Origin of the sequence: Brevundimonas sp. (assembly GCF_041648615.1) — a bacterium.
Lineage (GTDB): Bacteria > Pseudomonadota > Alphaproteobacteria > Caulobacterales > Caulobacteraceae > Brevundimonas.
In genome coordinates this window covers 18,700-36,568 of sequence record NZ_JBAZOS010000031.1, presented here as the reverse complement: position 1 = coordinate 36,568, position 17,869 = coordinate 18,700, and the positions used below count along the sequence as shown (strand labels likewise).

21 protein-coding genes and 2 tRNA genes are annotated in these 17,869 nt (G+C 69.1%); 9 read left to right on the top strand and 14 right to left on the bottom strand.

What is annotated here, in order from left to right; all coding sequences use genetic code 11:
- The 3 genes from WC555_RS11845 to aroA all read right to left on the bottom strand — a co-directional run.
- The coding region (locus WC555_RS11845; RefSeq protein ID WP_373253809.1) for a S1 RNA-binding domain-containing protein at window positions 1–523 on the bottom strand (523 nt) is incomplete at its 3' end.
- 153 nt (window positions 524–676) lie between these two features.
- Entirely contained in the window at window positions 677–1,327 is a 651-nt protein-coding gene (cmk, locus tag WC555_RS11840; RefSeq protein WP_373253808.1) for a (d)CMP kinase, read from the bottom strand.
- The gene (gene aroA, locus WC555_RS11835) at window positions 1,324–2,640 is read right to left on the bottom strand and encodes a 3-phosphoshikimate 1-carboxyvinyltransferase (protein ID WP_373253812.1); all 1,317 of its coding nucleotides are present in this window, start codon (window positions 2,638–2,640) and stop codon (window positions 1,324–1,326) included. The genes cmk and aroA overlap by 4 nt, the downstream gene beginning before the upstream one ends.
- A 136-nt stretch (window positions 2,641–2,776) precedes the next feature.
- Here aroA and WC555_RS11830 point away from each other — a divergent pair, with 136 nt between their 5' ends.
- The 4 genes from WC555_RS11830 (at window position 2,777) to WC555_RS11815 (ending at window position 4,385) form a co-directional block, all read left to right on the top strand.
- Window positions 2,777–3,238, top strand: coding sequence for a TIGR02300 family protein (locus WC555_RS11830; RefSeq protein ID WP_373253807.1), 462 nt, complete (start codon window positions 2,777–2,779; stop codon window positions 3,236–3,238).
- 155 nt (window positions 3,239–3,393) lie between these two features.
- Window positions 3,394–3,469 (top strand) — tRNA-Ala (locus WC555_RS11825).
- Between the two features lie 153 nt (window positions 3,470–3,622).
- The gene (locus WC555_RS11820; RefSeq protein WP_373253805.1) at window positions 3,623–4,042 is read left to right on the top strand and encodes an Hsp20 family protein; all 420 of its coding nucleotides are present in this window, start codon (window positions 3,623–3,625) and stop codon (window positions 4,040–4,042) included.
- 85 nt (window positions 4,043–4,127) lie between these two features.
- Entirely contained in the window at window positions 4,128–4,385 is a 258-nt protein-coding gene (locus WC555_RS11815) for a DUF1150 family protein (RefSeq protein ID WP_373253804.1), read from the top strand.
- A gap of 16 nt (window positions 4,386–4,401) precedes the next feature.
- On the opposite strand, the gene WC555_RS11810 is transcribed toward WC555_RS11815, so the two are convergent.
- The 3 genes from WC555_RS11810 to rpoN all read right to left on the bottom strand — a co-directional run bounded on the left by WC555_RS11810 (window position 4,402) and on the right by rpoN (window position 7,331).
- Complete coding sequence (locus WC555_RS11810; RefSeq protein WP_373253802.1) at window positions 4,402–4,869, bottom strand: PTS sugar transporter subunit IIA; 468 nt, start codon at window positions 4,867–4,869, stop codon at window positions 4,402–4,404.
- Window positions 4,870–4,944: 75 nt separating this feature from the next.
- Complete coding sequence (gene hpf / locus WC555_RS11805; protein WP_373253800.1) at window positions 4,945–5,610, bottom strand: ribosome hibernation-promoting factor, HPF/YfiA family; 666 nt, start codon at window positions 5,608–5,610, stop codon at window positions 4,945–4,947.
- A gap of 203 nt (window positions 5,611–5,813) precedes the next feature.
- The gene (gene rpoN / locus WC555_RS11800; protein WP_373253799.1) at window positions 5,814–7,331 is read right to left on the bottom strand and encodes an RNA polymerase factor sigma-54; all 1,518 of its coding nucleotides are present in this window, start codon (window positions 7,329–7,331) and stop codon (window positions 5,814–5,816) included.
- A 211-nt stretch (window positions 7,332–7,542) separates the two neighbouring features.
- Between rpoN and WC555_RS11795 the strand changes: the two genes are divergently transcribed.
- Together WC555_RS11795 and WC555_RS11790 are read left to right on the top strand one after the other, a co-directional pair.
- The gene (locus WC555_RS11795) at window positions 7,543–8,037 is read left to right on the top strand and encodes a DUF805 domain-containing protein (protein WP_373253796.1); all 495 of its coding nucleotides are present in this window, start codon (window positions 7,543–7,545) and stop codon (window positions 8,035–8,037) included.
- Window positions 8,038–8,165: 128 nt separating this feature from the next.
- A complete protein-coding gene (locus tag WC555_RS11790) occupies window positions 8,166–9,461 on the top strand; it encodes a M20/M25/M40 family metallo-hydrolase (RefSeq protein WP_373253794.1) in 1,296 nt (431 codons plus the stop codon).
- Between the two features lie 133 nt (window positions 9,462–9,594).
- Here the strand turns inward: WC555_RS11790 and WC555_RS11785 are convergent, their stop codons facing one another.
- The 6 genes from WC555_RS11785 to WC555_RS11760 form a co-directional block, all read right to left on the bottom strand.
- Entirely contained in the window at window positions 9,595–9,897 is a 303-nt protein-coding gene (locus WC555_RS11785) for a GIY-YIG nuclease family protein (RefSeq protein ID WP_373253792.1), read from the bottom strand.
- Window positions 9,898–10,023: 126 nt separating this feature from the next.
- On the bottom strand, window positions 10,024–10,815 hold the full coding sequence (gene lptB / locus WC555_RS11780) for an LPS export ABC transporter ATP-binding protein (RefSeq protein WP_373253789.1): 792 nt from the start codon (window positions 10,813–10,815) through the stop codon (window positions 10,024–10,026).
- A gap of 21 nt (window positions 10,816–10,836) precedes the next feature.
- Complete coding sequence (locus WC555_RS11775; protein WP_373253786.1) at window positions 10,837–11,316, bottom strand: LptA/OstA family protein; 480 nt, start codon at window positions 11,314–11,316, stop codon at window positions 10,837–10,839.
- A gap of 2 nt (window positions 11,317–11,318) precedes the next feature.
- Window positions 11,319–11,975: an LPS export ABC transporter periplasmic protein LptC gene (lptC, locus tag WC555_RS11770; protein WP_373253785.1), complete on the bottom strand. Its 657-nt coding sequence runs from the start codon at window positions 11,973–11,975 to the stop codon at window positions 11,319–11,321.
- Entirely contained in the window at window positions 11,975–12,589 is a 615-nt protein-coding gene (locus WC555_RS11765; RefSeq protein WP_373253783.1) for a ribonuclease D, read from the bottom strand. The genes lptC and WC555_RS11765 overlap by 1 nt, the downstream gene beginning before the upstream one ends.
- Window positions 12,590–12,743: 154 nt before the next feature.
- Window positions 12,744–12,830: transfer RNA gene (locus WC555_RS11760), tRNA-Leu, on the bottom strand.
- A gap of 179 nt (window positions 12,831–13,009) precedes the next feature.
- On the opposite strand from WC555_RS11760, the gene WC555_RS11755 reads away from it, so the two are divergent.
- Entirely contained in the window at window positions 13,010–13,978 is a 969-nt protein-coding gene (locus WC555_RS11755) for a complex I NDUFA9 subunit family protein (RefSeq protein WP_373253782.1), read from the top strand.
- 7 nt (window positions 13,979–13,985) lie between these two features.
- Here the strand turns inward: WC555_RS11755 and WC555_RS11750 are convergent, their stop codons facing one another.
- Complete coding sequence (locus WC555_RS11750; protein ID WP_373253780.1) at window positions 13,986–14,792, bottom strand: undecaprenyl-diphosphate phosphatase; 807 nt, start codon at window positions 14,790–14,792, stop codon at window positions 13,986–13,988.
- 26 nt (window positions 14,793–14,818) lie between these two features.
- Window positions 14,819–15,988, bottom strand: coding sequence for a citrate/2-methylcitrate synthase (locus WC555_RS11745; protein ID WP_373253778.1), 1,170 nt, complete (start codon window positions 15,986–15,988; stop codon window positions 14,819–14,821).
- Window positions 15,989–16,124: 136 nt separating this feature from the next.
- On the opposite strand from WC555_RS11745, the gene WC555_RS11740 reads away from it, so the two are divergent.
- Window positions 16,125–17,105 (top strand): cation diffusion facilitator family transporter, encoded by a 981-nt coding sequence (locus tag WC555_RS11740; protein ID WP_373253775.1) that lies wholly within the window; start codon window positions 16,125–16,127, stop codon window positions 17,103–17,105.
- 47 nt (window positions 17,106–17,152) lie between these two features.
- The gene (locus WC555_RS11735) at window positions 17,153–17,836 is read left to right on the top strand and encodes a glutathione S-transferase family protein (protein ID WP_373253774.1); all 684 of its coding nucleotides are present in this window, start codon (window positions 17,153–17,155) and stop codon (window positions 17,834–17,836) included.
- Window positions 17,837–17,869: the final 33 nt, after the last annotated feature.

The following is a 17,869-nucleotide window of genomic DNA, read 5'->3' as shown; positions in this document are numbered from 1 at the left end:
TGTTGCCGCGCGGACGGTCCATTTTCAGGATGGCGAAGGGCTGTTCCTTGCCCATCAGCGGGCCGACATCGCGCACCGGGCGAATGTCGACCTGCGAGCCCGGCAGGAAGGCCGAGGCGCCGCCGAGGTCGACGGTGAAGCCGCCCTTGACGCGGCCGACGATGGCGCCGTTGACCGGCTGGCCTTCGGCGAACACGACTTCCAGACGGGTCCAGGCTTCTTCGCGGCGAGCCTTGTCGCGGCTGATGACGGCTTCACCCAGGGCGTTCTCGACGCGCTCGAGATAGACTTCGACATTGTCGCCGAGCTTCGGAATGACGGCGCCTTCGCCGATGCCGAACTCGCGGGCCGGGATGCGGCCTTCGGTCTTCAGACCGACGTCGATGATCAGGATGTCCTTTTCGATGCCGACGACGCGGCCGTGGACGACCTGGCCTTCGCCGAGGTCGCGGCCCTGAAGGGTTTCGTCGAGCAGCGCGGCGAAGTCGTCGCGCGAGGGGGAGAAGCTTTGGGTGTCAGTCATGCAGTGGTGAGGTTTCTAACGGCTGTGGCGCGCGACCGAACGGCCCCGCGCGAGGTGAGTGTGAAAGGGTCAGCAGGTCGTCAGGACGCGAGACGAATGAGTCAGAACGCCCGCGGAAGCCGAGGATGACGCGCTGGATTTGCCTTGCGATCTCTAGAGACCGTGCCGGACACGCGCCGCCTCGACGATACGGCGGGCCGCATCGAAGGCGGTCTCTATATCCATTTCGGTGGTGTCCAGCAAGACGGCGTCGTCGGCCTGCACCATGGGAGCCGCGCCCCGGCCGGCGTCGCGCTCGTCCCGGCGCACGATGTCAGCCAGCATGTCCTCATAGGCGATGACGTCGCCGCGGCCGGTCAGCTGCTTCCAACGGCGCATGGCTCGCACCTCAGGGGTAGCGGTGACGTAGAGCTTGGCCTGGGCGCCGGGCGCGATGACGGTGCCGATGTCGCGCCCGTCGAGCACCGCCCCGCCCGGCCGGGCGGCGAAAGCCTTCTGGAAGGCCAGCAGGGCCGCGCGCACCCCCGGATAACCGGCGACCCGGCTGGCGGCCTCGCCGGCGCCCCGGTCGGTCAGCCGTCCGGTATCAATCAGGTGGCTGGCGTCCAGCGCCCGCGCCACCGCTTCGGCGGCGGCCGCGTCCGCCAGAGATCCGCCCGCGTCCAGCACGCCCAGCCCCACGGCCCGGTACAGAAGGCCCGTGTCCAGATGCGGCAGACCATAGGTCCGCGCCAGCCGGGCGGCGATCGTGCCCTTGCCGGAGGCGGCGGGGCCGTCGACGGCGATAATCAGAAACCGGTTCATCCAGACGCTGCGATATCGGCCCCGAGGCCGCGCATCAACTCGACAAAGCCGGGAAAGCTTGTCGCGATCATGCCGGGTTCGTCGACGGTGACCGGATCGTGCGCCGCCAGACCCAGCACCAGATGGCTCATGGCGATGCGGTGGTCGCCGTGGGTGGTCACGGTCGCGCCGCCTCGAACAGGACCGCCGGTGACAGTGAAGCCCTCCGGCTCCTCCTCGACCGTAACGCCGCAGGCGATCAGGCCCGCCGCCATCAGGGCGATGCGGTCGCTTTCCTTGACCCGCATCTCGCCGATGCCGCGCATGACGGTGGAGCCATGAGCGAAGGCGGCCGTCGCGGCCAGGACCGGATATTCGTCGATCATCGAGACGGCGCGTTCCGGCGGCACGACCACGCCCTTCAGCGCCGAATGCCGGGCCGTGACGTCGCCGACCTCCTCGCCCCCCGCCATGCGGCGGTTCGAGACCGTCAAGTCCGCCCCCATCTCGCGCCAGGTCTCGAACAGGCCGGTGCGCAACGGGTTCAGCATCACGCCTTCGACGGTCACCTCGGATCCGGGCACGATCAGGCCCGCCGCCAGCGGGAAGGCGGCCGAGGATGGATCGCCGGGCACGGCCACATGGGTCCCCGTCAGCGTCTGCCCGCCCTTCAGGCTGACCCGCCAGCCGGCGCCCATCGGCAACACCCCGACCTCGGCCCCGAAGGCCCGCAGCATGCGTTCGGTGTGGTCGCGGCTCGGTTCGGGCTCGGTCACCGTGGTCACGCCGTCCGCGTTCAGCCCGGCCAGCAGGATGGCCGACTTCACCTGGGCCGAGGCCACGGGCTGGAGGAAATCGATCGCGGCCAGGGCGCCGCCCCTGACCTCGACCGGCAGGCGGTCGGGCTGGCTCTTCCAGTCAAGGCGCGCGCCCATCTCCGTCAGCGGGCCGGTGACCCGTTTCATCGGCCGTTTGCGCAGGCTGGCGTCGCCGTCGAACGTCGCCGCCACCGGATACCCTGCCGCCGCACCCATCAGCAGCCGGACCCCGGTGCCGGCGTTGCCGCAGTCGATGACGCTGGCCGGCGGCTGAAACCCGCCCTGCCCGGTGACCCGCCAACGCCCCTCGCCCAGCCGCTCGACGGTCGCGCCGAAGGCCTCGACCGCCCGCGCGGTCGCCAGCACGTCGTCGCCCTCCAGCAGGCCCTCGATGTCGGTGACGCCGGTCGCCATCGCCCCCAGGATCAGGGCGCGGTGGGACATGGACTTGTCGCCCGGGGCGCGCACGAGGCCGTTCAGCGAGGCGCTGCGGCGGGCGGTCAGGCAGCTGGGGATCGACACCAGGCGGTCTCCGAATGGGTCGGCGGGCCCAGTGTCGGGAGGCCCGCGCGGAGATGGTTTTTGACAGCGGCGTCAGGGGGTGGCAAGGGAGCCGCCCCATTTCCCCACTCCCGCCAAAGGTCTTTCCACCGTGGCCAAACCCGAACTGGGCCAGAAGCAGGTCTGCCCGAACTGCCAGGCCAAATTCTATGACCTGGGCCGCCGCCCGGCTCATTGCCCCAAATGCGCGACCGATTTCGATCCGGAGGAGGCGCTGAAACTGCGCAACCGCCGCGGCCGTCCCGCCGGCTATGCCGCCGACGAGACCGACGAGGATCAGGTCAAGGACAAGAAGGCCGACGGCGACGAGGACGAGGAAGAAGAAGCCGTCGCGACGCCCGAGATCGATCAGGAAGGCCATGAGCCCATTCTGACGCCGGACGACGACGACGAGACGCCCGTCGACCCCACCGAAGAGTCCGGCATGGGCGAGGCCACCGAGGACGACGACGTCCTGGCGGACGATGACGACGACGACTCGGTCCCCTTCATCGAGGACGAGGATGACGACGGCTTCGAGGACGAGATCAAGACGCCGAAGGAAGACGAATAGGCGATTTTTCGCACCCTTCCCGGACCGCTTTTCAGCGGTCCGGGAAGGACGAAAATAAATGGCTGAACCGGGCTTGATCGCGATCAGACCCTGACATAGGTTCCGCCGCCTCGCAGCAGGGCCTCCCGGCCCCAAGCGATCCGACCGAAAGGTTCGGGGCTTTAGCTCAGCTGGTAGAGCGCTTGCATGGCATGCAAGAGGTCAGCGGTTCGACTCCGCTAAGCTCCACCATCGAAGGCCCCGCGGGAAACCGCGGGGCCTTCGTCCCATCCGGCCTGCTGTTGATCTCCGGCCGGTCCCGCACCATCTGCACCTCAAGGCCGACGCCTCGCCGATTTCGGGGGGCGCAGACGGCCCGACAGCCTGCTTCGGGGGCATGAGACGATGACGACGCGAACCATTCTGTTCGACAGCCCCTTCCTGCTGGGCTTCGACCACACCCGGGCGATGATCGATCGCGCCGCCCGCGCCGCCGCGGACAGCTATCCGCCCTACAATGTCGAACAGCGCGGCGAGCACGCGGTGCGAATCACCCTCGCCGTCGCCGGCTTCGGTCCCGAGGATCTGGCCGTCACGCTCGAAGGCCGCCAGCTGACCATCGCCGGCAAGCGCGAGCCGTCGGACAAGGCCGACCAGGCCTTCCTGCATCGCGGCATCGCCGGCCGGGGTTTCGTTCGCAGCTTCGTCCTGGCCGACGGGCTGGAGGTCGAGGACGCCCGGCTGGAGCACGGCCTGCTGCATGTCGACATGAAACGGCCGGAGGACCTGCCGACCGTCCGCCGCATACCCATCACCACGGGCTGAACCCCGCGGTTTTTCCGGTCGCCGCTTTCGGGGCCGGACCCATAAGCCCTGAGGGGCGTTAGTTCAGCGTAAGGAGGCGGTCTTGATGACGCCCATGAAGATGACCCAAAAGGATTTTGAAGGCCTGGGAGCGCCCGACCTTGTTTACGTGCGGGAAATCCGCGCCTCCGACGTGCTGGCTGATGTCGTGCCGGAAGCGTCGAAGGGCCTGAAGATCGATCCCGAGGCGACCCTGTTCGCCGTGCACGCCGCCGACGGAGAACGGCTGGCCGTGATGATGGACCGCGAAACCGCCTTCGCCGCAGCCGTGGCCCACGAACTGGAGCCGGTGTCCGTCCACTAGCGGAACGGCGAACGCCTCAGGCCGCCGTGGCGGGCGCCTGGTCCCTGACAAACAGGGCGCGGATGGCGTCGACGGTGCGGGCCTGCCGCAGCTGCTCGCGCATCTCGGGAGACCGCAAGGCGCGCGAGATGGCGGCCAGCGCCCGCAGATGCTCGGCGCCGTCCCGGGGCGGGGCGAACAGGGCGAACAGAAGATCCACCGGGCGATCATCGACCGCGCCATAGGCCACGGGCGTGTCCAGGCGCACGAAGACCGCCGTCACCCGCTCCACGCCCTCCAGTCGGGCGTGCGGCACGGCGACGCCCGAGCCCAGGCCGGTCGAGCCGAGGGCCTCGCGCTCCAGCAGGGCTTCCATCAGGCGGCTTTCCGGAAGGCCCAGCGTATGGGCGGCGGCCTCGGCCACCGTATGCAGGGCCTGACGTTTCGACGACGCACCGCTGCGCAGGACGACGCCGCCGTCCGCCAGCAAATCACCGATGTCCATGAGGAGTTCCCGACTCTGCCCATACATCCCGAACGGGCGGGGGCCGTTTAGACCACCCGCCTCCATAGGGGAAGACTATACGCCGCTACCGTTTACCGAACCGTGTCCATTGATCGATTTCGCCGTCCGCTCCGGATCGATCCAGCCGACATTGCCGTCGGGCCGGCGATAGACCACCGAGATGCCGCCGTGCGCCGCGTTGCGGAACAGCACGACCGGATAGCCGGTCATGTCGAGCTCCAGCACCGCGCGGCCGACCGTGATGGTGCGGATCTCGGCCTCGGTTTCGGCGATGACCATGCCGACGGGCGGCGGTTCGTCCGGGGCGCCGGCGTCGCCGAAGGCGTCGTCCTCGACCTGGTCCGGGCTGCGCAGGACCATGCTGCGCGCCACGTCACGGGCCGCGTTTTCCGTCTTTTCGGGCGACAGGCCGCGCGGACCGGCGTGGTGATTCTTGAGGCGGCGCTTGTAACGGCGGACCCGCTTCTCGAGCTTTTCAAGCGAATCCGAGAACGCCCCGTGGGCGTCGCCGCCCAGTCCGGTGGTGACGATGGCCTCTCCGGACGCCAGACGCACCCAGCAGTCCACCTTGAAGCCGTAGCCGTCCTTGGACACCACGACCTCGGCGTCCTGGGCGCCGCGTTCGAAATATTTGCCGATCCCGTCTTCGAGTTCCTGGGAGATGCGCGAGCCTAACGCGTCGCCGACATCCACTTGCTTGCCACTGACCTGGATTTGCATGTCGATAGAACGCGACCGAACCGGAATGGTGTCAACGCCGATCACCGAAATGTGGTGAAGCTCGAAAAGTCGCCCGGCCAATTGGCCCCTTGGGACGTGAGGAATTCGGCGATTTGAGCGCCTGAGAATTCGACGACGGAATTGGAAGACTAAAGAGGGATTTCGACGACGGACGGGTGCGACTTGAGATACGCCCCGCCGGCTCAGCCGGTGCGGAGCATCCGCTTGCGCTCGACCGACGATGGAATGCGCAGGGCCTCGCGGTATTTGGCCACGGTGCGCCGGGCGATGTCGATGCCCGCCTCGTTGAGGATCTCCACGATCCGGTCGTCCGACAGCACGTCGCCGTCGCGGCCCTCGCCGTCGATCATGGCCTTGATCCGGTGACGCACGGCCTCCGCCGAATGGGTCGCGCCGCCGTCCGAGGACTGGATCGCGGCGGTGAAGAAGAATTTCAGCTCGAACACGCCGCGCGGGGTCGAGACGTATTTGTTCGAGGTGACCCGGCTGACCGTCGACTCATGCATGCCGATGGCGTCGGCCACGGTCTTCAGGTTCAGCGGCCGCAGAAACTCCACGCCGAAGGCGAGGAAGGCGTCCTGCTGGCGCACGATCTCGGACGAGACCTTGAGGATGGTCTTGGCCCGCTGGTCCAGCGACTTGACCAGCCAGCTGGCCTGGGCGGCGCAGTCGGCGACGAAGGTCTTTTCGACGTCCGAGCGCGAACCGGCCGCGACCACGCCATGATAGCGCTTGTCCATGATCAGGCGCGGCAGGGTGTCCGAATTCAGTTCGACCTTCCAGCCGCCGGCGGGATCGGCCCGCACATGCACGTCGGGGATCACGGTCTGGGCCGGTTCGCCGCCGAAACCCGCGCCCGGGCGGGGCGTCAGGGCCTTCAGCTCGGCGATCATCTCGGCCATGTCCTCGGCGTCGACGCCGCAGGCCTTGCGCAGGGCGGTCAGGTCGCGCTTGGCGAGCAGGTCCAGATTGTCGAGCATGCAGCCCATGGCCGGGTCGAACCGGTTGCGGTCGATCAGCTGCAGCTTCAGGCATTCCGGCACCGAGCGGGCCATGACGCCGGTGGGCTCGAAACCCTGACAGACGGTCAGCACCGCCTCGACGCGCGCCAGCGGAACGCCCAGCCGGTCGGCGACCTCGTTCAGATCGCCGCGCAGATAGCCGCCCTCGTCGACGCCGTCGATCAGGGTCAGGGCGATGGCGTGGTCGGAGGCCGAGAAGCCCGCCTGCGAGGCCTGGCCCTGCAGATGCTCCCACAGGGTGGCGTCGCGGGTGTCGGGCTGTTCGCGGCCCTCGCCGTCGGGCAGGCCGCCGCCCGAGCCGGCGCGCGACCAGTCGTTGAGACCGACCTGGGCCTCGCCGGTCCCGACGTCCTCCATCCGGTCCGAGGTGCGCTCGCCGGGACTGGCGTCGCCGTAGACGTCGTCGGACCGCGCATCCAGCGTGCGGTCGGCGTCCTGGACCCGGCCCTCGTCAAAACTCATCTCGGCGGAGTCATGGCTCTCGACCGCAGCCGGCGCCTCGATCTCGCCGCCGGGCTCGGCGTCCTCGCGCTGCAGCAGCGGATTGCGCTCCAGCTCGGCCTCGACGAAGGCGTCCAGCTCGAGGTTCGACAGTTGCAGCAGCTTGATCGCCTGCTGCAGCTGGGGCGTGATGACCAGCCCCTGGCCCTGCCGTATCTCCAGCCTCTGACCGAGCACCGTATTCCCCCGCCAAGCCCGCCAGGCCGCGTGGCCCGAAACTTGCTGCGGCGACTGTGTCGCCAAACCGGTTAACGGGGGTCTAAGCCCGCAGCGCCCCTGCAAGACCGGCATGGAAAGCCGGAGCGGACGTTCGGAACGTCCGAGATGGGTGGGAAGCGGACGTTCGCTCTGACATCATTGGCTCGCATAGGGCGGCTGGGGGCAGCACATGAAATCTCGGGTGGGGCGACTGGAATGGTGGGGCACGTTTATCGTGGCCTATTTCCTCTACCTCCAAGCTACGGAGTTCCTGTCTCGGAGCGTATCGGGGGATGGCGGGTCCCTGTCTGGTGCGTCCATCCAATCACCAGTTCTGCTGGGCGTCGCCCAAGCCGTCAGTTTGGCGGTAGCCTTAGCGGTTCAAGGTCACGTCTCGATAAGACGAGCGCATGACCGGGATGTCAGACCAATCTCATTCTGGGTCTATGCAGCGACAAGCGTGGTGACCTTCGCAGTCGGTTTCAGCATTTCCGCCTTAGGGATATCACTGCCGCTCAAGCCGTCATGGCTATGGACCCCACAGTTCCTGGCCTTCGGCTGGGCGGCGATAGAATTGGGAGGTAGGCCGGGCGATCCTACGGCAAACCGCTGGGGTCCGGTGCCGAAGCCGCTCTTCAATATGGTTGGGCCAAGAGCGGACAACTACAAACCACCCCGGATGTAACGCGAGCCACCGGAACCTACGCTATGGGTCGAAAGCGGTCGTCGCCATCCGGTCCCCCCGACGCGGCGGGCGTGCTTTACTCCGGCGCGCCGATCGGCAAGCCTCGGGCCTTGCGAGAGAGACCGTCCATGCGCCTGATCCTTGCCGTCCTGCTGCTGTTCGCCCTGCCCGCGGCCGTCCACGCCGAGCCCAGCCGCGCCGAGCAGACGATGATGCGGACGGTCGAGGCCGAGCATGACCGCCACATCGCCCTGCTGGAGCGACTGGTGAACCAGAACAGCGGCACGCTGAATCTCGCCGGGATCCGGGCCGTCGGCGACATGGTCCGGGCCGAGCTGGAGCCGCTGGGCTTCGCGGTCCGCTGGGTCGACATGGGCGAGACCGGCCGCGCGGGACATCTGGTCGCGACCCATCCGGGCCGGGGCCGCAACATCCTGCTGATCGGCCACCTCGACACGGTGTTCGAGCCGGACAGCCCGTTCCAGCGCTTCGAGCGCGACGGCGCCCGCGCCACGGGGCCGGGCGTCGGCGACGACAAGGGCGGGGTGGTGGTCATCGTCGCCGCCCTGCGCGCCATGCAGGCGGCGGGCACGCTGCGGGGCTCCAATGTCACCGTGGTCCTGACCGGGGACGAGGAAAAAATCGGCTCGCCGTCCTCTCTGGCCCGACGCCACCTGATTGCCGCCGGGCAGGCCGCAGCCTTCGCCCTGGAGTTCGAGAACCTCGCCCTCGACGACGGGGCCGAGTTCGGGACCGTTGCGCGGCGCAGCTCGACCAACTGGACCCTGACGACGACCGGGCGCACCGGCCATTCCAGCGGCATATTCAATGACACCCTCGGCTATGGCGCCATCTACGAGATGGCGCGCATCCTCGACGGATTCCGCCGCGACCTGCCCGAGCCGAACCTGACCTACAATGTCGGCGTCATCGCCGGCGGCACGCCCGCCGCCATCGATACCGAGGGGGTCAATGCCACCGCCTCCGGCAAGACCAATATCGTCGCCTCGACCGCCATCGCCCGCGGCGACCTGCGCACCCTGACCGCCGAACAGGACACCCGCATCCGCGCCGGCATGCAGACCATCGTCGATGCCCACCTGCCCCGGACCGGGGCCGAACTCGTCTTCGGCGAGGGCGGCTATCCGCCCATGGCGCCGAGCGAGGGCAATATCGCCCTGCTGGAGCGGCTGAACATCGTCAACCGCGACCTCGGCCTGCCGGAGATGGCGGCCTATGACCCGGCGCGGCGCGGGGCGGCGGACAGCGGCTTCGTCGCCGCAGACGTGGACACGCTGGGCGGTCTGGGCGTCGCCGGGGGCAACGCCCATGCGGACGGCGAATGGGTCGATCTGGACAGTCTGGTGCGCCAGTCGCAGCGGGCGGCGGTGCTGATCAGTCGGTTGAGTTTGGGGCGGGAGTGAGGGACGCCCCAAGTCCAATCCACGTTCCCTGGGGGCCTGGAGCCCTTGTCATCCCGGACGCCGCAAACGCGGCGATCCGGGACGGAGGTGCGCCAACCGTCACAAGGCCCGGTCGGCCGAGGCCGAACCGGGCCTAGCCTCCCCTCGCCCGCAGTTCCCCGTACAGATCGCCCCAACGGGGATTGGATTCTTCAACCAGCGCGAATTTCCATTCCCTGCGCCAACGCTTGATCCGCTTCTCCCGCAAGATGGCCTGATCGATGTATTGGTGGGTCTCGTACCAGACCAGCCGGTCGATACCTCGCTCGGACGTATAGCCGGGGATCAGACCCTGCTTGTGCTCCGCCACCCGCCGGATCAGATCGTTGGTCACGCCGACGTACAGCCAGCCGCACGGCCCGCTGGCGAGTAGATAGACATAAAAGCGGTTCGGCATCGCCCTGTCTCCCGGTTCGACCCTGACGGGCCGACCGGGAGGCGTCAAGGTTGCAGGGACCGTCCCGGATCGCCGCTTCGCGGCGTCCGGGATGACAAGGGAACGCAGGCCCAAGTTTGTCCGGAATTACCCGTACATGTCGCCCAGATAGACCCGGCGCACTTCGGGATCGCGGATCACGTCCTCGGCCTTGCCCTCGAACAGGACCGAACCGCCCGAGATGATCGAGGCGTGGTCGATGATCTCCAGCGTCTCGCGGACATTGTGGTCGGTGATCAGCACGCCGATGCCCTCGTCCGACAGATAGCGGATCACCTGGCGGATGTCGGCGATGGCCAGGGGGTCGATGCCGGCGAAGGGTTCGTCCAGCAGCATGAAGCTGGGCTTGCCGGCCAGGGCCCGGGCGATCTCGCAGCGCCGCCGCTCGCCGCCCGACAGGCCCGAGGCCGGGGCGTGGCGCAGATGGTCGATGCGCAGCTCTTCCAGCAGGCGGCGGGTCTCTTCGGCGATGGCGGTCGCGCCGGTGTAGTGGAGTTCGACCACCGCCTTGACGTTCTGCTCGACCGTCATGCCGCGGAAGATCGAGGCCTCCTGCGCCAGATAGCCCAGGCCCATGCGGGCGCGCTGGTACATCGGCTGGGCCGTGATGTCCTCGCCGTCCAGCCAGATGGAGCCGGTGTCGGGCGGGATCAGGCCGGTGATCATGTAGAAGCAGGTCGTCTTGCCGGCGCCGTTGGGCCCCAGCAGGCCGGCGACCTCGCCCCGCTGGACGTGCAGGGAGACGTCGCGCACCACCTGCCGCTGGCCGAAGGATTTGGCGATGTGCTCGACCCTCAGGCCCGTGGCGCGCGCGGGCGCGGGCGCCGGCTCGACCGGGGCCTCGTTCACATTGAGGGCTGAGAGTTCCTTGCGCGCCAAAGGTCAGGTCCGAGCCGGGGCTCAGTTCCCGCTGTTCTGGGGGTAGAAGACGCCGCGAATGCGCCCGCCCTGGCCGCCCGCCTCGATCCGCGCGGTGCGGGTGCGGACGTTGTAGGTCAGGCGCGAACCGGTCAGCACGTTCTGGCCCTGGGTCAGGATCACGTCGCCGGTGACCACGATCATGTCGTCGGCGGTCGTATAGACGGCGCTGTCGCCGCGGATGGTCTGTTCCGGGGTGACGAAATAGACGTTGCCCGTCGCCTGGATGCGGCTCTCGCCGGTCTGGCTCAGGCCCGAGACGCTGTCGGCGCGCAGGCGGTTCTGACCCTGGATCAGCTCGGCCCGGCCGCGCAGGGTCACGGTGTCGCCGACGTATTCGCCCGAGTCGGCGCCGAAGGAGATCGGGGCGTCGCTGCTGTTGACCGCGCTCTGGGCTTCGCCGGACGCGGGGATGGACGCCAGCGCCAGGGCGAGGGCCGCCGCGCTCAAAAATCTGCTCATGCTCATCTGCTGGACCCTCCGGCGTTGATGGCGCCGCGTATCTTGTTATCACCGGAGCCGCTGAACACGACCCTCTGACCCTGTTCATAAATCGCATAGGACGAAGCGGAGATGGTTCCAAGAGGTCCGGAGCCCTCGACGCCCTTCGATCCCGTCACCACGCCCGTGGAGGTGTTCACCACCGCCTCCGGGGTCACCAGGGTGAAGCCGGACCCGCCGTCGACGATCCGCACATTGGGGCCGATGGTGACGGACTTTCCGGCTTCGTTGTAGGTCCCGCCGTCGGCCGTCAGGGTGGTGACCTTGCGGCCGCCCAGGTTGAGCCTCAGGGCCGGGCCGATCAGACGGAATTGGCCGGTCTCCGGGTCGCGCACGGCGCTTTTCGCCCCGATCATGAAGCTGCGGCCCTCGGCGTCCTGACCGTGGAACATGGCGCTGTCCAGCCGGACCTCGCGGCTGGTCCCGGCCTTGCGCTCGACGTCCGACATGACGCTGCGCAGGACGATCCAGCTGATCGTGCCGCCGGCCAGGACGATGATCGCCACCGGCAGGACGCGGCGCAGCAGATGCACCCGCCGCGACCGGGCGCGGAACGCCCTGGCCGTGGAGGCGACGCGCGCCTCGTCGGCCTGGTCCCGGATGTCGGCGGGGTCTGTCATCAGGTGTGCGCGAAGATGTCCATCTCGTCCCAGCCCGCGAGGTCGAGGGCCGAACGGCTCGGCAGGAAGTCGAAACATTGACGGGCCAGCTCGGCGCGGCCCTCGCGAGCCAGCATCTCGTCCAGCTTGGCCCGGGCCGCGTGCAGGTACAGGACGTCGGACGCCGCATACTCCAGCTGGGCCGGCGACAGCTCGGCCGCGCCCCAGTCGCTGGACTGCTGGGCCTTGGACAGGTCGACCCCGACCAGTTCGCGGACCACGTCCTTGAGCCCGTGGCGGTCGGTGTAGGTGCGGGCCAGTTTGGAGGCGATCTTGGTGCAATAGACCGGCCGCGTCTCGACCCCGAGGTGCAGCTGGAACATGCCGATGTCGAAGCGGCCGAAATGGAACAGCTTCAGCACCGCCGGATCGGTCAGCAGCCGCTTCAGGTTCGGGCAGTCGTAGCCCGGGCGGTTCATGCGCACGACATGGGCGTCGCCGTCGCCGGCCGACAGCTGGACCACGCACAGCGGATCGCGGCGGAAACGCAGGCCCATGGTCTCCGAGTCGATCGCGACCTCGGGGCCCAGGTCCAGGCCGTTCGGCAGGTCGCCTTCGTGGAAGTGAACGGTCATCGGAGTCAGGACTCGGTCTGGGAGAGCGGAACAGGGCTCTCAAGTAGCCTCTTGCCGCGCGTGAGGCGATAGGCGGCCCTCAAGTAGATGGTGCGCAACCCGGCGCCCGAAAAGCAAACGGCGCCGCATCAAGGATGCGGCGCCGTTCAGAAGATGGTGCCCAGGAGAGGACTCGAACCTCCACGACATTTCTATCACTGGCACCTGAAGCCAGCGCGTCTACCAATTCCGCCACCTGGGCCCAGACGGTTTCGCACCTGCGTGCTTATCCGTCCGGAAGGCGCGGACCCTTAAGGCAGCCCCCCCAGCGGGTCAACAGGCTTTTGTCGGCTTTGCGTTGCGAGGGGGGCGGCCATCGTCTAATCCGGCCCCGGCACGGGGTTCGCCCCGCGTCCGCCGCCGCCTGTTGGAGTCCCTGTGATGAGCGAAGTCGCCCCCGGCCTGGTCACCGTTTTCGGCGGCTCGGGCTTCGTCGGCAGCCAGCTGGTGCGGGCCCTCGCCCGCCGCGGCTGGCGCGTTCGCGTCGCCGTGCGCCGCCCGGACCGCGCCTGGAAGCTGCAGACCTCGGGCACGGTCGGCCAGATCCAGGCCGTGCGCTGCGACGCCAACAATCCGGACCAGGTGGCCAGCGCGCTGGAGGGCGCCGACGCCGCCATCAATCTGATCGGCATCCTGTACGAATCGGGCCGCCGCAGCTTCCACGCCCTGCACGTCGAGGCCTCGCGCAACATCGCCGAGGCGGTCGCCGCCGCCAACATCAACCGGCTGGTGCAGGTTTCGGCCATCGGCGCCGATCCCGAAAGCGAGTCGGACTACGCCCTGTCCAAGGCCGCCGCCGAGATGGCGGTGCGCGAGGTCAAGCCGGACGCGGTGGTGATCCGGCCGTCGATCGTCTTCGGCGCCGGCGACGACTTCTTCAACCGCTTCGCCCGCATGGCCCAGGTCTCGCCCTTCCTGCCGCTGATCGGCGGCGGCAAGACCCGGTTCCAGCCGGTCTATGTCGGCGACGTGGCCGAGGCCATCGCCCGCGCGACCGTCCTGCCCGAGGCGGCGGGCCGCACCTTCGAACTGGGCGGGCCGGCGGTCATGACCTTCGAGGACGTGCTGAAGCTGGTCCTGCGCGAGACCTACCGTTCGAACGGCCTGATCCCCCTGCCCTTCTTCGTCGCCCGCGCCATCGGCTCCATGGCCCAGCTGACCGCCATGGTCGGCCTTCCGCCGGTGCTGACCCGGGACCAGGTCGTGCTGCTGGAGAAGGACAATGTCGTCGCCGACGGCGCCGAGGGCCTGGCCGAGCTGGGCGTTCAACCGACCGGCGTCGAGGCCATCGCCCCGTCCTATCTGTGGCGCTACCGCCGCGGCGGCCAGTTCGCCGAAGCGACGGCCTGAGCCGCGGCTACAGTCCGCCGGTCAGGGCCAGGCCGACGATCCCCGCCACGCCGACCGCGATCCGCCACCAGGCGAAGGGCGCGAAGCCATGGCGGCTGACGAAGTCGAGCAGGAACCGCACCACGGCCAGGGCCGTCAGGAAGGCCGTGACGAAGCCGATGACGATCAGGCCGCCGTCGCTGAAGTCCAGCCCGTCCCAGCTCTTGAGCAGGTCATAGGCCACCGCGCTGCCCATGGTCGGCAGCGCCAGGAAGAAGCTGAACTCGGCGGCGGACCGCTTGTCCGTGCCCAGCAGCAGACCGCCCGCGATGGTGGCGCCCGAGCGGGATACGCCCGGGATCATGGCCAGGCACTGGAACAGGCCGATCAGGAAATAGACCCGGAGCGGATAGCGGTCGGCCTCGAGGAAGGTCGGGACCTTCTTCATCCGGTCCAGCCACAGCAGCAGGACGCCGCCCACGATCAGGGCGATGCAGATCACCAGCGGCGTCTCGAACAGCACCGTCTTGATGAAGTCATAGGCGAGGAAGCCGACCGCCACCGCCGGCGCGAAGGCGACCAGCAGGCCGATCAGGAAGCGGCGGGCCTCGGGGTCGAACGGCCAGCGCGTGGCCAGGGCCCACAGCCGTTTGAAATAGACGCTGACGATGGCCAGCAGGGCGCCCAGCTGGATGACGATCTCGAAGGTCTTGCCGTTGCTCTCGAAGCCGAGGAAATGGCCCAGCAAAAGCATGTGGCCCGTCGATGACACCGGAATGAACTCGGTCAGTCCCTCGACCAGACCCAGGATGATCGCCGCCAGCCAGTCCGCCATAACGCCCCGTCAAACAGATCGGGTCGTCAGTGCGCGCCCGGTTCGGGCCCCACATAGCGCAGGCGGGCCCGGATAGGCGAGCCGTTCGTCACCTGATCCAGCGCATGGCCCAGCAGACCCGCCAGACGCCCCATCAGGAACAGGTCGGCGGCCCCGTCGCGCGGCAGCTCCAGCCGCCGGGCGATCACGGCCAGGGCGAGGGGGAAGTTCGCCTTGCGCCCCGTCGCCGTCTCGCCTTCCTGCACGGCGCGGGCCAGGTCGGCCGGCAGATCGGCCGCCGCCAGAAGCGCGGCGGCGCGCGGGTCCCCCGCCGGATAGTCCTCCAGAGCGTCGAAGCCGACGAGGCGACCCATTTCATGGGCGCGGCGCGCGGCGTCCGCCGCCTGACGCCGCACCGCGACGATCCAGTCCGAGGCGCGGGTCAGCTCGGCCATCATCGGCGATCCGGCCATGGTCAGCAGGCCCGCGAAAGCCGCCGCCGCCGGGGCCGCGCCGCCGCCGGCCGCCGCCCGTGTCGCGACCACGGCCGGATTGATCTCATGGTCGGCCGACAGCACCAGGGCGCGACGGATCAGATGGGCGTCGCGTTCGGGCGTCTTCCAGGCGCGCGCCAGCCGCTGGTGAAGGAACAGGCGCGGACCCGAGCCGACAGCCGCGTCCACCGCCTCGTCCAGCACGCGGGCGCACTCGAGCCGCAGATCCTCGACGGAACGGGCTTTGGGATCGGCGTCCTCCTCGGCGCGGCGGGCCACGGCGGCGAACAGGCGCGCCCGGACCGAACCGCCCGGGACGGCCCCGACCCGCGGCCGGACCCCGGCGAACGGATTGACCGCCCGCGCGTCCCACAGTCGCCGGGCCACCTCCTCCAGCGTCGCGGTCTCGGCCAGCTGGACGGCGTCCAGACCGCGATAGAACAGCCGCCCCCCGGCGATGACCGTCAGGGAGGAACAGACATCCGCCTCGCCCCGGGCCGCGCCGCCGGGGGTGCGGCGATAGACGGCGAAATCGTCGGCCTCGACGGCTTCGCCGCTCAGGCGGGCGATATCATGGGCGGCGTACAGGCTGCGGCGGGAATCGTCCGGATCGGGCCGGGCCGCGATCCGGCCCCGGCTGACGTAGGCGTACAGCGTCTGCGACTTGACCCCCAGCCGGGCCAGCGCCTCGCCTCGCCCGATCCAGCGAACTGTGTCCGTCATCTGCACGCCAGCCTCCGAAACCTCGGCCTCGTGGAACCATCGGACATCAAGGATGCGGTCCTTTCGTGACGATGAAGCTAACGCCCCCGAGGCGCGCGGCCTTGGCAGGGCCACGGCTTTCCGCGACAAGACGGCGATGACGATCCCCGCCCCGGCCAACGCCCTCGACGACGCCCATTCCGCGACCCGCGCCGTCACGCGCCTGTCGGTCGGCGTGGCGGTGGTCCTCATCGCGTTGAAGGCCTTCGCGCTCGGAGCTTCCGGCTCGGTGTCGATCCTGGCCTCGCTGGCGGATTCGGCGCTCGATCTGGTGGCCTCGCTCGGCGTCTTCTTCGCCGTCCGCTGGGCGGCCCTCCCGCCCGACGAGGACCACCGCCACGGCCACGGCAAGGGCGAGGCCCTCGCGGCCATGGTGCAGGCGGGACTGGTGTTCGCCTCGGCGCTGTTCATCGGCTGGGAGGCGATCCAGCGCATCTTCGAGCCCCGCCCGGTGACCTCCGGCTACTGGGGCGTGCTGGTGATCCTGATCTCGATCGCCCTGACCGGCTGGCTGGTCTGGATGCAGGGCCGCGCCATCAAGGCCAGCGGGTCCATGGCGATCGAGGCCGACCGCGCCCACTACACCGCCGACCTCGCCGCCAACGCCGTGGTCCTGATCGGCGTGATTTCCGGGGCGTTTCTGTCCGCGCCCGGACTGGACGCCGCCGCCGGGCTGGTCGTCGCGGTCTGGCTGTTCTGGGGCGCCTACGGGATGCTGAAGACCGCCGCCGACCATCTGGTCGACAAGGCCCTGCCCGAAAGCGACCGCATCGCCATGACCACCGCCGTGCTCGCCGACCCCCGGATTTCCGGCGTGCACCAGCTGCGCACCCGCATGGCGGGGTCCGTGGCCATGATCCAGATGCACATCGATCTGGATCCGGATCTGACGCTGGAGGCGGCCCACGCCATCGTCGTCGAGGCCGAGAACCGGCTGCTGGCGGGCTGGCCCCGCGCCGACATCCTGATCCATCCCGATCCGCGCGGCCGGGCCGAGCTTCATGGCGGAGTCTTCGCCGAAACGCCGGAAGACGCCGGCGCCTCGCCGCAGAATCCCCGAAAGGGGCCCTGGGCCTGAGGGCGTGGCTAACGCGGGCTTAACGCCCTCGCGTGCATGAAGCGCCCATGTCGGCCTGTGTCCTGTATCATTTCGCCTTCGATCCGGGCTCGCGCGCCGTGCGCCTGGCGCTGGGCGAGGCCAGACGGGACTTCACCGAGGCCCTCGTCCGGCCGTGGGAGGACGATTGTCCGGTCGCCGGGCTGAACCCCTCCGGCATGCCGCCCGTGCTTCAGGTCACCGAGGACAGCCGGTCCCTGACCCTGTGCGAACCCGCCGCCATCCTGGGCTGGCTCGAGGACCGCTCGCGCGAGCCCTTCCTGATGCCGACCGACCCCGCCGAGCGCGCCGAGACCCGCCGACTGGTCGGCTGGTTCGACCGCCGCTTCACCGACGAGGTCAACGCCGTCCTGCTGCACGAGCGGATGGAGAAGCCCCTGCTGCGCCTCGGATCGCCGGACGCCCGCGCTCTTCGCGCCGGGCGGGAAGCCCTGAGATCGCACCTCGCCATGCTGGAGGAGCTGCTGGCGAACCGGGACGCGCTGGCCGGACGCCGCATCGGTCAGGCCGACTTCGTCGCCGCCGCCCATCTGTCGGTGCTGGATTATTTCGGCGAGGTTCCGTGGGCCAACTGGCCGGGCCTGAAGACCTGGTACATGAAGCTGAAATCCCGCCCCTGTTTCCGCCCCCTGCTGACCGACCGGTTCCCCGGGGTCGCCGGCGCGGCCTGGTACGCCGATCTGGATTTCTGATCCTTTCCTTCCGCTGATCCCGGCGGTGTGAGA